Here is a 1,125-nt window from a genome sequence, read left to right on the forward strand (position 1 = left end):
GTTTGAGATTAAAATGAATTTCGATAGAAATGTGTCTTGTTTTATCTTCGTCAATGCGCTCATGCACGACGATTTCTTTGATTAAGCGGTTGAGGGTGGCTGCGTCCAGCTCTGTGATGTTGGCGTATTCCTGAATGGCTTCCACCCATTGTTTTGCGTCATTGGCAAGCTGGACTTCATCGGACAGCCGCTTTCTGCCCTCGGACACTTTTGTTTTAAGCTCCGTCTGCTCGGTCTGTGTCTTTTCCAGCATGGTGTTGAAATTCTGCTCACTGATACGCCCTGCAATCATATCCTCATAAAGCCGCATGACCATTTTGTCCAGAACCTCAATCCGTTCCTCGTCCCTTGTGAGGGAGCGTTCCATTGCTTCCCGCTGTTCCCGCTGCTCGGTTTCACAGGTATTGGTCAGGCGGTCGGCAACCGCTTCCCCGTCCATCAGGGCAGCTCTGGCACATTCCCTGATTTTCCGCAGCACATGGCTGCAAAGGGTGTCATAGTCAATCCGGTGCTGGGTGCAGTGGTTCTTTCCAAAGGCATTGTAGGTCTTGCAGGAATAAATCTGCTGGGGATGTTTTGCGTTTGTGTAGCGTATCGTCAGCGACTTCCCACACTCGCCGCATTTTATCAATCCGGCAAACAGGCTGATTTCATTGGTCTGCCCCGGACGCTGGCGAGATTTCAGCTTGTTCTGCACAATGTCAAAGCTCATGCGGTCAATCAGCGGTTCATGCTGTCCCTCCACCACAATCCAGTCCTCCGGCTTCTTTTCCCCAATCGTGCCGATTTTGAAACGGTAGTCCTTTTTCTGGGAAGCAATCGCCCCAGTGTAAACGGGATTCATCAAAAGGTCTTTGATAACGGAAAAGTCCCACATATACCGCCCGTTTTCCGGGTCTTTCTTTTCCCATTTGGTGCGGGTATTGCGAAGCCCCCGTTCCCGGTTCCACCATGTGGGGCAGGGGATTTTTTCTTCCTCCAGCCGTCTGCGGATATAGTTCGGACCATGACCGTTTAGGGCATATCCGAAAATCAGCCGCACAATCGGGGCGGTTTCCTCGTCAATGAGCAGATGGTTTTTGTCCTCCGGGTCTTTCCGATACCCAAACGGGGCAAGACACCCGG

Annotated in this window: 1 protein-coding gene; it reads right to left on the minus strand. The window is 51.5% G+C overall.

Annotated features, from left to right (window positions below; genetic code table 11):
• The coding region (locus DW059_RS15615) for a recombinase family protein (protein ID WP_117699392.1) at positions 1-1,125 on the minus strand (1,125 nt) is incomplete at both ends.

The sequence above is a fragment of the Roseburia sp. AF42-8 genome (assembly GCF_003435965.1).
GTDB lineage: Bacteria > Bacillota > Clostridia > Lachnospirales > Lachnospiraceae > Roseburia_C > Roseburia_C amylophila.